Origin of the sequence: Ramlibacter sp. PS4R-6 (assembly GCF_037572775.1) — a bacterium.
Lineage (GTDB): Bacteria > Pseudomonadota > Gammaproteobacteria > Burkholderiales > Burkholderiaceae_C > Ramlibacter.
Genome location: NZ_JBBHKA010000001.1, coordinates 3190599 through 3204436 on the forward strand (window position 1 = coordinate 3190599; position 13838 = coordinate 3204436).

Below are 13838 nucleotides of genomic sequence, written 5' to 3' on the forward strand. Positions count from 1 at the left end.
CCCGCGTGCCGCCTTTTTCTCGCCCTGCCCATGCCCCTCAAGAAGATCCTCGAGTTCGCCAGCGGGCTGCTCTGCGGCACAGCGCTCTTCGGCATCATGTCCCTGACGTTCTTCGACGTCCTGGGCCGCAAGCTGGTGAACAACTCGATTCCCGGCTCGCTGGAGATCACCGAGCTGCTGATGGTGGTCGTCATCTTCGCCGCGCTGCCGCTCGTCTCCGAGCGCGGTGAGCACGTCGAGTTCGATTCGCTCGACCCCTACCTGCCCGAATGGCTGCGGCGCGCGCAGGACGTGCTGGTTCACCTCGTCTCTGCGGCGCTCCTCATCGGCCTCGGCTGGCTGATGTGGCAGACGGGGAGGCAGTTCGGCGTGAACGGCGAGACGACGGCGCAGCTGTCCATCCCCAAGGCACCCTTCATCTACGGCATGGGCGTGCTGTGCGTCGTGACCGGCGTCATCCACCTGTTCCTGATGGCGCAGCCCCGCGTCGAGAAGGCCGAAGGCGAAGGGGTCGCGCTGTGATCGAGGCACTGGTCGGCTTTGCCGTCATCTTCCTGCTGGCGCTCATGCGCCTGCCGCTCGCCTTCGCGATGGGCGTGGTCGGCTTCGTGGGCATCGGGGTCACGCGCGGCTGGCAGCCGGCGCTGGCCAGCACGGCGCAGGTCGTCTACGAAACCGGCTTCGCGTACACGCTGTCGGTCATCCCGCTGTTCATCCTGATGGGCAACTTCGTCGCGCGGGCCGGCCTCGCGCACGAGCTGTTCCAGGCCGCCTACGCCTTCATCGGCCACGTGCGCGGCGGCCTCGCGCACGCCACCGTCGCCGCGTGCGCGGGCTTCGGCGCGATCTGCGGCTCGTCGATCGCCACGGCCGCCACCATGAGCAAGGTCGCCTACCCGTCGATGAAGAAGCTGGGCTACAGCGACTCGCTGTCCACCGGCGTCATGGCGGCCGGCGGCACGCTGGGCATCATGATCCCGCCCTCGACGATCATGGTCATCTACGGGATCGTCACGCAGACGAACATCGGCAAGCTGTTCGCGGCCGGCATCATCCCGGGCCTCCTCAACGCTGCCCTGCTCATGGCGGGCATCGTGGTCGTGACCTCGCGCGACCCGGAACACGCCCCCGCCGGCGAGCGCACGTCGTGGCCCGACCGCTGGCGCGCGCTGCGCGGCATCTGGGGCGTGCTGGTGCTCGTCATCGTGGTGCTGGGCGGCATCTACGGCGGCTTCTTCACGGCCACCGAGGGCGCGGGCTTCGGCGCCTTCGGCGCGTTCCTCTTCGCGCTCTTCCGCGGCCAGCTCACGCTGCGCGTGCTGTTCGAAGTGCTCGTCGAGTCGGCGCGCACCACGGCGATGCTCTTCACGCTGCTGATCGCGGCGACCATCTTCGCGAACTTCGTGAACTTCACGACGATGCCGAACGACCTGAAGGACTGGATCACCGGCACCGGCATGTCGCCGACGATGGTCGTCGTGTCGATGATGGCGATCTACGTGGTGCTGGGCACGGTGATGGAGGAGCTCACGATGGTGCTGCTCACCATCCCGCTGTTCTTCCCGATCGTGACCGGCCTGGGCTTCGACCCCGTGTGGTTCGGCGTGCTGATCGTGATGATCGTGCAGATCGGGCTGATCTCGCCGCCCGTGGGCATGAACCTCTTCGTGCTCAACGCCCTGCTGCCGCACGTGGGGCTGGGCCAGATCTTCCGCGGCTGCTGGCCCTTCGTCCTGGTGATGGTCGTGGTGCTCGGGCTGCTGATCGCGTTCCCGCAGCTCAGCCTGTGGCTGCCGTCCCTGATGAATTAGCCTCGAGCACGCGCACGACGCGCTGCGGGTACGGGATGTCGATGCCCGCATCGCGCAGCGCGGCCAGCACGCGCAGGTTCACGTCGGACTTCACGTTGGTCTGGCCGTTCGCCGGGTCGTCGATCCAGAAGACCAGCTGGAACTCCAGCCCGTCGGCGCCGAACTTCACGAAGTGCGCGGCGGGCGCGGGGTCCTTCAGCACGCGCGCCGTGCCCAGCGCGGCATCGATCAGGAGCTGCTGGACCTGCGCGGGGTCGCTGTCATAGCCGACGGCCACTTCCGTGGACAGCAGGATCCTCGGGTCGGCCAGCGACAGGTTCTCCACGCGCTCGGTGATCACCTTCTCGTTGGGCACGATCGCTTCGCGCCCGCTGGCCGAGCGGATCAAGGTGTAGCGCGTCTTGATGTCGGTCACCACGCCTTCGAAGTTGTCGACCCTCACGGTGTCGCCGATGCGCAGGGACCGCTCGAACAGGATCACGAAGCCGCTGATGTAGTTGGACGCGAGCTTCTGCAGGCCGAAGCCCAGGCCCACGCCCACCGCGCCGCCCAGCACGGACAGCGCCGTGAGGTCCACGCCCACCGACGACAGCGCGATGAGCAGGCCGACGAGCACCAGCACGGCACGGATCGCGTTGGCCGCCACCTTGCGCAGCGACAGGTCGTGCACCGTTTGCGTGAGCAGCTTGTGCTCCAGCGCCGCCGAGATCCACAGCGTGACCACCATGACCGCGCCGGCGGAGAGCACGCCTTGCACCACGGCCAGCAGGCTGATGCGCGACTTGCCGAAGGCGACGTGGATCTCCTCCATCTGGTCCATCACCGCCGGCAGCATCCCGACGATCCACAGCACCGCCGCGATCCAGGCGAGCCAGGAGAAGACGCGCTCCATCAGCCGCGCGAATCCCGAGTTCGGGAACACCACCGTCAGCACGCGCGCGATGAAGCGGATGCCCGCCAGCGAGACGAGGATGGGCAGCGCGATGCGGAGGACGCCCGCCGGCTGGCGCTGCGCGAAATACAGGAAGGCCACGTAGGTGAACGCGAGCGCCACCAGCGGGAACAGCACGCCGTCGACGATGCCGCGCCCGAACCAGACGGAGTGCGCCGTCTTGGCATGGCGGCCGATCGCCCAGCACAGCGCATAGGCCGCGAGCAGGCAGCCCAGCAGCGCCGCGGCCTCCCACGGCACACCCGGATGGCCCAGGTCCTGGACCAGTTTCTCGAAGTCCGTCATTCGTCAGTGCGTCACAGGTCGGCCAGCGCGCGCACGTGCGCCTCGACGCTGCGCCCCAGCGCGTCCAGGTTGTAGCCGCCTTCCAGCGAAGACACGATGCGCCCCTGCGCGTGCTTCGCGGCGACTTCCTTGATGCGCTCCGTCATCCAGCTGTAGTCGGCCTCCACCAGCCCGAGCTGGCCCAGGTCGTCCTCGCGGTGGGCGTCGAAGCCCGCGCTGATGAAGACCATCTGGGGCCTGAACGCCTCCAGCGCCGGCAGCCACTTCTGCTGGACGATGTCGCGGATGGCCGCGCCCTTCGTGTAGGCGGGCACCGGCACGTTGAGCATGTTGTCCGCATGCGGCCCCGCGCCCGAGTAGGGGTAGAAGGGGTGCTGGAAGATGCCCACCATCAGCACCCGGTCGTCGCCGGAGAAGATGTCCTCCGTGCCGTTGCCGTGGTGCACGTCGAAGTCGACGATGGCCACGCGCTGCAGGCCATGGCGGCGCAAGGCGTAGGCCGCGCCGACGGCGATGCTGTTGAACACGCAAAAGCCCATGGCCCGGTCGCGGCAGGCGTGGTGGCCGGGCGGGCGCACGGCGCAGAACGCGTTCTGCACCTCGCCGGCCATGACGGCGTCGACCGACGCCACCACCGCGCCCGCGGCGCGCAGCACCGCGTTCCAGGTGTGCGGGTTCATGGCCGTGTCGGGGTCGATGACGGCGTAGGGGCGGCCGCCCGCCATGATCTCGTCGGCCAGCTCCTCGGCCAGGCCGCGGATCGAGGCCACGTGCATCTCGGTATGGGCGAGCGCGACGTCGTCGGGGGACGCAAGGGGCGCGTCGCGCCGGTCGAGGGCGTCCATCACGCCGGTGACGAGGAGCCGGTCCTCGATCGCGTCGAGGCGCTCGGGACATTCGGGGTGGCCGGCGCCCATCTCGTGCCGGCGGCAGTCGGCGTGGGTGAAATAGCCCGTCTTGTTCACGTGTCTCGCTCCAGCGCGGCCGTTCTGCGGTAACGTCATGCCTTCCATGGAAGCACAACAAAAACTCAAGTCGCTGCTGGACCAGCTTAACACGGTGGTCGTCGGAAAACCCGCGCAGGTGCGCGACTGCGTGGCCTGCCTGCTGGCCGGCGGGCACCTGCTGATCGAGGACGTCCCCGGCGTCGGCAAGACCACGCTGGCGCATGCGCTGGCCCGCGCGTTCGGCCTGCAGTTCTCGCGCGTGCAGTTCACGGCCGACCTGATGCCCAGCGACCTGTCCGGCGTGTCGATCTACGAGCGCGGCAAGGAGGCTTTCGTATTCCATCCGGGCCCGGTCTTCGCGCAGGTCCTGCTGGCCGACGAGATCAACCGCGCCAGCCCCAAGACGCAAAGCGCGCTGCTCGAAGCCATGGAGGAGCGCCAGGTGACGGTGGAAGGCGAGACGCGCGCCCTGCCCTCGCCCTTCTTCGTGATCGCCACGCAGAACCCGCACGACCAGCTGGGCACCTTCGCGCTGCCCGAGTCGCAGCTGGACCGCTTCCTGATGCGCATCTCGCTGGGCTACCCGGACCGCGCGGCGGAGCGCGAGCTGCTGGGCGGGGCCGACCGGCGCGGCATGGTCGAATCGATGCGCAACCTGCTCACGCCCGTGGACCTGCAGCTGCTGCAGCAGAAGGTGATGCAGGTGCACGCCGCCGAGCCGCTGCTCAATTACGTGCAGGACCTGATCGCCGCCACGCGGTCGGGCCGCTGGTTCCTGCAGGGCCTGTCGCCGCGCGCGGGCATCGCCGTCGTGCGCGCCGGCAAGGCGCAGGCGATGCTCAACGGCCGCGACTACATCGCGCCCGACGACGTGCAGTCCATCCTGCCGCAGACCATCGCGCACCGCCTCATGCCCGTCGGCGACGCCGGCCGCGGCCCGATCGAGCAGGTGCGCGCGATGCTGGAGGCCGTGCCCTTGCCATGATCCCCGCGCTCGTGCTGAACCCGTTCGCGTACGCGCGGCGCCAGTTCCGCGAGTGGTGGCAGGCGCGGCTGCCGTTGTCGGACACGCTGACGCTCACGCAGCGCAACGTCTACATCCTGCCCACGCGGCCCGGCTTCATGATGGTCGCGACGCTGCTGATCCTCGTGATCGCGTCGATCAACTACCAGTTGAACCTGGGCTACCTGCTGACGTTCCTGCTGGCCGGTTGCGGCGTGGTCGGCATGCATGTGTGCCACGCGACGCTGCGCGCCCTGACGATGAACCTGATGCAGCCCGACCCACAGTTCGCCGGCGCCAGCGCCGCGCTGCGCATCGTGCTCACGAACAACCGCGGCTCGGTGCGCCACGGCATCGGTATGGCGGTGCTCGACTCGCAGGTGGAAGACAAGTGGGTGTGGACGGACGTGCCCGCGCTCGGCAGCAGCGTGGTGCAGGTGGCGTTCAAGCCCGAGCGGCGCGGCCTGCACCGCGTGCCGCCGCTCACGGCCGAAACGCGCTTCCCGCTCGGCACCTTCCGCGTGTGGACCGTCTGGCGGCCGGCCGCGCAGGTGCTGGTGTACCCGCAGCCCGAGGCCTACCCGCCGCCCCTCCCACCCGGTGAGCCGCGCGCCGGCGGCGCCGCGCGCGCTCGCTCGCAGGTGACGGGCGAGTTCGACGGCGTGCGCGAGTACCGGCGCGGCGACCCGCTCAAGCTGGTCGTGTGGAAGAAGGCCGCCAAGACCGGCGAGCTCGTGAGCCGCGACGCGCAACAGGCGCAGCGCTACGAGCTGTGGCTCGATTTCAAGCAGGCCGGCCACAGCGACACCGAGCTGCGCCTGTCGCGCCTGGCGGCGTGGGTGCTGCAGGCCGACCGCCTGGGCATGGACTATGGCCTGCGCCTGCCCGGCATCCAGATCGCGCCGGGCGCCGGCGAGGCGCACAAGCGGCAGTGCCTGGAGGCGCTGGCGACATGCTGAACCGGTTCGACTCGCTGCCGCGCGAAACCCGGGACACCTTGTTCCTGCTGGCCGTGATCGCTTGGATCGTGGTGCCGCAGGTCCCGCACATCCCCGTGTGGTGCACCATGCTCGGCGCGGGCGTGCTCCTGTGGCGCGGCTGGCTGGCCGTCGCCTCGAAGCCGCTGCCGGGCAAGGGCTGGCTGCTGGCGCTGCTGGCCGTCGCGGTGGCGGCCACCTTCGCCACGCACCGCACGGTGCTCGGGCGCGACGCGGGCGTGACGATGATCGTCGTGCTGCTGGCGCTGAAGACGCTGGAGCTGCGCGCCAAGCGCGACATCTTCGTGGTGTTCTTCCTGGGCTTCTTTACGATGCTCACCAACTTCTTCTTCTCGCAGTCGCTGGCCACGGCGGGGGCGATGCTTCTGGCGCTGCTCGGCCTGCTGACGGCGCTGGTCAACGCGCACATGCCCGTGGGCAAGCCGCCGCTGTCCGAGGCGGCGCGCACGGCCGGCTGGATGACCCTGCTCGGCGCACCGGTGATGGCCGTGCTGTTCGTGCTGTTCCCGCGCTTCGCGCCGCTGTGGGGCACGCCCGGCGATGCGATGGCGGGCCGCAGCGGCCTTTCGTCCACCATGCAGGTGGGCAACATCGCGTCGCTGGCGCTGGACGAGAGCATCGCCATGCGCGTGAAGTTCGAGGGCAGCCTGCCGGCGCAGCAGGACATGTACTTCCGCGGTCCGGTGCTGTCCACCTTCGACGGCCGCGAGTGGCGCCCGCTGCAGCAGCGCTTCGCCACGCTGGCCTTCACCGGCATCTCGCAGCTGCAGGTGCTGGGGCCGCCGGTGCACTACGAGGTCACCCTGGAGCCCACCAACCGGCCCTGGCTGATGGTGCTCGACGCCGCACAGCAGGCGCCCCAGTCGCCGGGGATGGACACGGTCATGACCAGCGAGCTGGTGTGGCTCGCCAATCGCGCCGTCACCGACCTGCTTCGCTACAAGGCCGAGAGCCACACGCAGTTCCGCCACGGGCCGCGCACGATCGCGGCGCTGGCGCCCGAATACCTGGCGCTGCCCCCCGACTTCAACCCGCGCACGCAGCAGCTGGCGTCCCAGATGCGCGCCGAGGGCGCGGTCGTCCGCGGCGGCACGCCCGCCTTCGTGCAGGCCGCGCTCGACCGGCTGCGCGGCGGCGGCTACCGCTACACGCTCGACCCCGGCGTCTACGGCGCGGACACCGCCGACGAGTTCTGGTTCGACCGCAAGGAGGGCTTCTGCGAGCACATCGCCTCGGCGTTCGTGGTCCTGATGCGCTCGGCCGGCATCCCGGCGCGCGTGGTCACCGGCTACCAGGGCGGCGAGCTCAATCGCGTGGACGGCTATTGGGTCGTGCGCCAGAGCGACGCGCACGCCTGGACGGAGGTCTGGTTCGCGGGCCAGGGCTGGGTGCGCGTGGACCCGACGTCGGCCGTCGCGCCCGGCCGCATCGGCTCGCTGCAGCGCCTGGCGCCGCCGCAAGGCGCCCTGGCCGCCGCCTTCGGCAGCGTCACGCCGGGGCTGGCCCTGAACCTGCGCGCCGCCTGGGAGGCGATCAACAACGCCTGGAACCAGCGCATCCTGAACTACACGCAAAGCCGCCAGCTCAATCTGCTGAAGGACATCGGCTTCCTGGCCCCCAGCTGGGAGGACCTGGCCTTCGTGCTGATCGCGATCGTCGTGCTGGTCGCCATCGGCGGGGCCGCGTGGACGGTCTGGGACCGGCGCGAGCACGACCCGTGGCTGCGCCTCCTGCACCGCGTGCGCCGCCGCCTCGCCTCGAACGGGATGAATCTCACACCTGCGGCGCCCCCGCGCCGGATTGCGATGCTCGTCACAGCGCAATTCGGCCAAGCCGGTGCACAGTTGGCGGACTGGCTGTTGAAACTGGAGCAACAGCGGTACGCGCCGTCGGCCAGCGCCGACCTGCGCGCGTTACGCAGAGAACTGAGGACCATCGCCTGGCCCGCCTGATGCGAGCTGCCACCCGGACATTTTTCGCGATGCTCGCCATTGCCTTGAGCGCGTCTGCGCTGTTCGCCGCCTCGCCCGCCACCGCGCAGGCCGCGCGCAAGGCCGCCGTGCCCGAGCGTTCGCCCTACCGCGGCGTGCCCTATGCCACGCGCGTGGACGCGATGCAGTGGGCCGACGAGATGGCGCAGCGCCGCGGCCTCGATGCGCGCTGGGTGCGCGGCGCCGTCGCGCGCGCGCAGCTGCTGCCCACGGTGGTGCGCCTGATGCAGCCCGCCCCGGCCGGCACGCCCAAGAACTGGGCCGTGTACCGCTCGCGCTTCATCGACCCCGTGCGCATCGCCGCCGGCGTGAAGTTCTGGAAACAGAACGAGGCGACGCTCGCGCGCGCGGAGCAGGAGTACGGCGTGCCGGCCGAAATGGTCGTCGGCATCGTCGGCGTGGAAACCATCTACGGCCAGCAAATGGGCAACTTCCGCGTGCTGGACGCGCTGGCCACGCTGGCCTTCGACTTCCCCGCGAGCCACCCGCGCGCCGCCGACCGCAGCGCGTACTTCCGCGGCGAGCTCGAGGCCTTCCTGGCCGCCGAGAGCGAGAAGAAGGCCGACCCGACCCAGCCCCTGGGCAGCTACGCCGGCGCCATGGGCATGCCGCAGTTCATGCCGAGCAGCTGGGCGAAGTGGGCGGTGGACTTCGATGGTGACAAGCGCATCGACCTGCGCGCCAGCCCCGCCGACGTGATCGGCTCGGTGGCCAACTATTTCAAGAGCTACGGCTGGCAGCCCGGCGTGCCCACGCACTTTCCCGTGAGCTTCGACCCGATGCGGCTGGACCTGGAGGCATTGCTGGCGCCGGACATCCTGCCCACCTTCAGCGCGGAGCGTTTCGGCGACCTGGGCGCCGTGCTCGACACCCCGGGGCGCGAGCACGCGGGCAAGCTGGCGCTGATCGAGTTGCAAAACGGCGACAACCCGCCCCGGTACGTAGCCGGGACGGAGAACTTCTACGTCATCACGCGGTACAACTGGTCCAGTTACTACGCCATGGCGGTGATCGAACTGGGCAACGAAGTCAAGGCCGCCATCGCGGCGGAGCGCGGATCATGATCGACTGCGCATCCTGGTCGAAGGCCTGGCGCGCGCTCGGCGCTCGCGAGGGCGGCGAGTCGCTGCACAGGAAACTCGTGCAGTGCTGGAGCGAAGACCACCGCCACTACCACACGCTGCAGCACCTGCGCGAATGCTTCGAGCTGCTCACGGGCATCGAGCTCACGCCCGAAGAGTCGGCGCAGGTCGCCATCGCGCTGTGGTTCCACGACGCCTACTACGACCCGCGCCGCGACGACAACGAGCGCCGCAGCGCCGACTGGGCGCGGCGCGAGGCGATCGCCGCCGGCGTGCCTCAGGCCACCGCGCAGCGCGTGCACGACATGATCATGGCCACCGTGGACCACCAGCCGCAGGCCGACAAGGCGATGCAGGCGCTGGTCGACATCGACCTGTCCATCCTCGGCGCCGAGCTCGCGCGCTTCGACGAATCCGACGAGCAGGTCCGCCGCGAGTACGGCCACGTGCCCGAGGCCGAGTGGCGCGTGGGCCGCAGGCGCGTGCTGCAGAACTTCCTCGATCGCGAGCGCCTGTACGGCTCGGACGACTTCCATTCGCGCTTCGAGGAGCGCGCGCGGGAGAACCTGAAGCGTTCGCTGGCGCGCCTGGGTAGCTGAGCGTTTCGGTCCTACGACGCGGACCGTCGTTGTCTGTCTTACGGACCGGCTTGCCCGCGTGAATCTTCACGGGCTCACACCCAGGAGTGGCCCATGAATAAGTACAACTGGCTCACCTGCGCATTCGTGGTCGTTGCGGCGCTCGCGATGGCGTCATGCGGCGGCGGCGGTGGCGGCACGTCCTCCACGCCCCCACCCACCACGACGGCGGGCACGGGCACCGACACTCCTACGGGCGGAGGCACGGGCGGGCCGACGACGAGCGGCACGGGCTCGACGGGCGGGACGAATACGCCTGCGCCGACGCCTTCCCCGTCCATGGCGGTCAACACCGAGTTCGAGGTGTCACCCGTCACCATCGACAAGGCCGATTCGCACGTGGCCCGCACCCCGGACGGCGGTTTCGTCGTGGTGTGGGCGGCGAGCTCCCGCTTCACGGGCGCGAATTCGCCGGAGCAAGGCATCTTCGCGCGCAGCTACGCGGCCGACGGCACGGCGCTCGGCCCGGAGTTCCGCGTTTCCGACGGTCCGCTCACGGGCTGGTCCTTCTACAACCCCCACGTCACGACGCTCGCCGACGGCAGCATCGTCGCTGCCTGGGGAGCGACCGACGGCAACGGCTATTTCGCGCAGATGCGGCGTTTCACCGCGAACGGGCAGAAAGGCTACGGGGAGTCGCGGCCCTCGGTGCGTGCGACGAACATCGTGCGGCTGGGCGACGGCGGCTATGTGCGGTTCGAGATTGCTCTCGCGCCGACGTTCGGCGTGACGAGCCAGGAGGCCATCGGCCAGCGCTACAGCGCGGCGAATGCGATGGTCGGCGAACCCTTCACCGTCCTGCCGGCCGGTATCCGCCTGCAGCGATTCTTCGTCGCGCCGACGCCCGACGGCGGCTTCGCCGTGAGCTGGGCCGCGTACACGTCGACCGAGAGCGCGCCGCTGGAATGGTACGTGCGGCGTTATGCGGCCGATGCCGCACCGCTCGGCGCGCCGACCCTCGCGGCGACCTTGACGGGCGTGTCGGGCCAGCGTCCCGTCGCCGCCGACTTCACGGTGCTCGCGCAAGGCAATTTCGCGTTCGGGGCCTTGGTGGACGACTTCAGGAATTGCACCGGCGGTATCACCGCGAGCGTGATGGTCGCCAGCCCCACCGGCGCGCCGCTGGGACCTTTCGTCGCCATTGACGGCGAGGCGGACGTCGCGAAGAAGGCCTGCCCGACCCCGAGCGGCTACCCCGTGTTCAACCCCAACCATCGGGCGCTCGCCCTCGCGCCGCTCGACGACGGCAACTTCCTGGCCTCCTGGGTAACCGAAACGCGCCTGCCCGGCGCGGTGATGGTCCGCCGCTTCAGCCCGTCGGCGCAAGCGCTCGGCGGTGTGGTCGTCGCGACGGCGCCGCGCGCGTTCTCCAACGACTACCTGGCCGCCGCGGGTACGGGGAACAACGGCGCGGTCGTTACCTGGTCGCACGTGGGCGACCGGCCCGACTCACCCGAGACGAGCTTGCGAGCGCATCTCTGGTCACCTTCGACGCAACTAGAGTGAGCTGATCGCAAGGCGTTGCTGCAGCGCCTGCACGACGCGCTCCACCTGTTTCGCGCGCGCCTCGCCAAAGCCGCGGCGGAACAGGCGCAGCGTCGGGTACCACGGGCAGTCCTCGCGCTCCAGCAGCCAGCGCCAGTCGGCGTTGGGCGCGAGCAGAACCCAGCACTCCTTGCCGATGGCGCCCGCGAGGTGCGCGATGGAGGTGTCCACCGTGATCACCAGGTCCAGGTTCTCGATCATCGCCGCGCTGTCGGTGAAGTCGTTCCACTCGCCCGTGAGGTCGACGAGCTGCTCCCCGCCCGGCGCGATGTCGGTGAACACGCCGCACTCGCCCTTCTGCAGGCTGAAGCACTGCAGTTCCGGCATGTCCAGCAGCGGACGGAAATGCGACAGCCGCACGGCGCGGTTGTTGTTGTTCACCTGGCGCAGCGAGCCGGACCATGCCAGGCCCACGCGCAGCCGCCCTTCGGCAGGCGGCAGGCGCTGCCCCCATTCCTGCACGTTGTCCTGCGGCGCGCGCAGGTAGGGAATGCCGGCGGGGATGGACTCCAGCCGCGTGCCGTAGTGCATCGGCAGGTCCAGCAGCGCGACGTGGTGGTCGGCCTCCAGCACCTTGCCGCCCTTGAGGCATTCCACGCCGGGGAAGCTGTGCTCCACCAGCGGCACCAGCTCCTGCTGGATCACGCCGTACACGGTGGCGCCGTCGGCCTGCAGCTCGCGCACGTAGCGGATGAACTGGATCACGTCGCCGAGGCCCTGCTCCGCATACACCGCGATGCGCTTGCCGCGGGCCGGCTGCGCGGTGCGGCCCTGCCACTCCAGCTGCGGGTTGTAGAACGGCGGACGCACCATGCGCTCGGTGTCGCGCCAGCGGCGCGCGTACATGGGCCAGCCTTCTTCGAGCCGGCCCCCGAGCAGCAGCGTGAACGCGAGGTCGATCTCGGCGAGCGAGAACTCGGGCTGGAGTTCGAGCGCGCGGCGCAAGTACTTCTCCGCCTCTTCGAGCTGGTTCAGGTTCAGGTACGCGGTGCCCAGGATGCGCACCGCGTAAGGGTTGTCCGGTGCGAGCTCGATCGCCTTCTGCGCGTGCGCCAGCGCCCCCTGGAAATCCTCGATGCGCCACAACACGCCCGAGAGATCCACCTGCGCCTCCATGAAATCGGGCTTGAGGGCGAGCGCCTTGCGGTACAGGCGCACCGACTTTTCCACCGCACCGGTGTGTTCCAGGCAGAAGCCGTAGTTGAGGAGCACGCTCGGCTCCTCCACTTTCAGGTCGTGCAGGTGCTCGTAGGCTTTCAACGCCGGCGGGTAGTGCTTGCGGCGCAGGTACAGCTGGCCCTGCATCTGCAGCAGCGTGATGTCGTCGGGGTTCGCGCTGACGGCGGCGACGAGCGCCGGCTCGACCTCCGCTTCGCGCTGCTGCGCACCCAGCATGCGCACCAGCTCCAGCCACAGCTCCGCACGGCGCGGCGCGACGCGGCACGCATCGCTCATCCAGGCCGTGGCCGCCCAGCCGTCGCCCGTGCCCGCGAACGCCTGCGCCAGGCCCACACGCGGATCGGGCGACAGCGGCATCGTGCGCAGCACCGCGGCGAACACGTGCACGGCTTCGTGGAAGCGCCCGCCCTTGAGGAGCGCGACGCCCTGCTCCATCGGGTTGGGGGGCGAGCTCAAGTCGGGATCAGGAAGTCGCGGCTGATGCGCCCGCCCAGCTCGTTCACGCGGTCGAGGAACTGCGTGAGGTAGGCGTGCAGGCCGGTGGCGAGGATCTCGTCGATGCTGCCGTACTGCAGCTCCGCCTGCAATTTGCCGGCGCGGCGCTGCGTCTCGGCCGACTGGTCGTTGGCCACGGCGGCGAGGTTGTGCACGACCTCGTTCAGGCTCGCGTGCAGCGAACGCGGCATGTCGGGGCGCAGGATCAAGAGGTCGGCCACGCGCTCGGGCTTGATCACGTCGCGGTACACCTTGCGGTAGATCTCGAAGCCGGACACCGAGCGCAGGATCGCGCTCCAGTGGTAGAAGTCGTACTCCTGGTCCTTCTCGCTGGCGGCGCCGAAGAAGTCGCTCTGCACGGCATGGAACTTCACGTCGACAAGGCGCGCGGTGTTGTCCGAGCGCTCCAGGAAGGTGCCCAGGCGCATGAAGTGCAGCGCCTCGTCCATCAGCATCGTGCCGACGGTGACGCCACGCGACAGGTGCGAGCGGAACTTCACCCATTCGAAGAACTGGCCCGGGTCCGTCTCGAACTCGCCGGCGCGGATCATGCGGTTGGCTTCGAGCCAGGTCTGGTTGATGGTTTCCCAGGCTTCGGTGGTGAGCGAGCCGCGAACGGCCCGCGCGTTCTCGCGCGCCGCCTTCAGGCAGGACATGATGGACGAGGGATTGCTCTCGTCCTTGACCATGAACTGCATGACGCTGTGCGGGATGACGTCGCCGTGCTTGGCGCTGTAGGCCGGCATCAGCTCGCTGATCGACAGCATGCCTTGCCAGCCGACCTGCGCGACGGCGGCCGATTGCGGCAGCAGCGACGTCTGGTAATTGACGTCGAGCATGCGGGCGGTGTTCTCGGCCCGCTCCGTGTAGCGGGCCATCCAGAACAGGTGATCGGCTGTGCGCGAGAGCATG

Annotated in this window: 12 protein-coding genes; 8 read left to right on the top strand and 4 right to left on the bottom strand. The window is 69.7% G+C overall.

The annotated features are described in order from the left end of the window. Positions 1-30 precede the first annotated feature (30 nt). Entirely contained in the window at positions 31-522 is a 492-nt protein-coding gene (locus WG903_RS15850) for a TRAP transporter small permease (RefSeq protein ID WP_340077153.1), read from the top strand. Beyond that, entirely contained in the window at positions 519-1811 is a 1293-nt protein-coding gene (locus tag WG903_RS15855) for a TRAP transporter large permease (RefSeq protein WP_340077155.1), read from the top strand. Before WG903_RS15850 ends, WG903_RS15855 begins: the two co-directional genes overlap by 4 nt. Here WG903_RS15855 and WG903_RS15860 read toward each other — a convergent pair. After that, a complete protein-coding gene (locus WG903_RS15860; protein ID WP_340077157.1) occupies positions 1780-3048 on the bottom strand; it encodes a mechanosensitive ion channel family protein in 1269 nt (422 codons plus the stop codon). The two genes, WG903_RS15855 and WG903_RS15860, sit on opposite strands and share 32 nt — an antisense overlap. A gap of 11 nt (positions 3049-3059) precedes the next feature. Beyond that, positions 3060-4013, bottom strand: coding sequence for a histone deacetylase family protein (locus tag WG903_RS15865; RefSeq protein WP_340077159.1), 954 nt, complete (start codon positions 4011-4013; stop codon positions 3060-3062). 46 nt (positions 4014-4059) lie between these two features. On the opposite strand from WG903_RS15865, the gene WG903_RS15870 reads away from it, so the two are divergent. From WG903_RS15870 to WG903_RS15895, 6 genes are all read left to right on the top strand, one after another. Continuing rightward, positions 4060-4980: an AAA family ATPase gene (locus WG903_RS15870; protein ID WP_340077161.1), complete on the top strand. Its 921-nt coding sequence runs from the start codon at positions 4060-4062 to the stop codon at positions 4978-4980. Then, complete coding sequence (locus WG903_RS15875; protein WP_340077163.1) at positions 4977-5957, top strand: DUF58 domain-containing protein; 981 nt, start codon at positions 4977-4979, stop codon at positions 5955-5957. Before WG903_RS15870 ends, WG903_RS15875 begins: the two co-directional genes overlap by 4 nt. Beyond that, a complete protein-coding gene (locus WG903_RS15880) occupies positions 5951-7948 on the top strand; it encodes a transglutaminase family protein (protein WP_340077165.1) in 1998 nt (665 codons plus the stop codon). Before WG903_RS15875 ends, WG903_RS15880 begins: the two co-directional genes overlap by 7 nt. Before the next feature lie 29 nt (positions 7949-7977). Continuing rightward, complete coding sequence (mltB, locus tag WG903_RS15885; protein WP_340077167.1) at positions 7978-9051, top strand: lytic murein transglycosylase B; 1074 nt, start codon at positions 7978-7980, stop codon at positions 9049-9051. After that, a complete protein-coding gene (locus tag WG903_RS15890; RefSeq protein WP_340077169.1) occupies positions 9048-9668 on the top strand; it encodes an HD domain-containing protein in 621 nt (206 codons plus the stop codon). Before mltB ends, WG903_RS15890 begins: the two co-directional genes overlap by 4 nt. Positions 9669-9761: 93 nt before the next feature. Next, on the top strand, positions 9762-11213 hold the full coding sequence (locus WG903_RS15895; protein ID WP_340077171.1) for a hypothetical protein: 1452 nt from the start codon (positions 9762-9764) through the stop codon (positions 11211-11213). Here the strand turns inward: WG903_RS15895 and WG903_RS15900 are convergent. Both WG903_RS15900 and WG903_RS15905 read right to left on the bottom strand, forming a co-directional pair. Further along, positions 11205-12887: a tetratricopeptide repeat protein gene (locus WG903_RS15900; RefSeq protein WP_340077173.1), complete on the bottom strand. Its 1683-nt coding sequence runs from the start codon at positions 12885-12887 to the stop codon at positions 11205-11207. The genes WG903_RS15895 and WG903_RS15900 overlap by 9 nt on opposite strands. Next, the gene (locus tag WG903_RS15905; RefSeq protein ID WP_340077175.1) at positions 12884-13837 is read right to left on the bottom strand and encodes an alpha-E domain-containing protein; all 954 of its coding nucleotides are present in this window, start codon (positions 13835-13837) and stop codon (positions 12884-12886) included. The genes WG903_RS15900 and WG903_RS15905 overlap by 4 nt, the downstream gene beginning before the upstream one ends. Position 13838 lies beyond the last annotated feature (1 nt).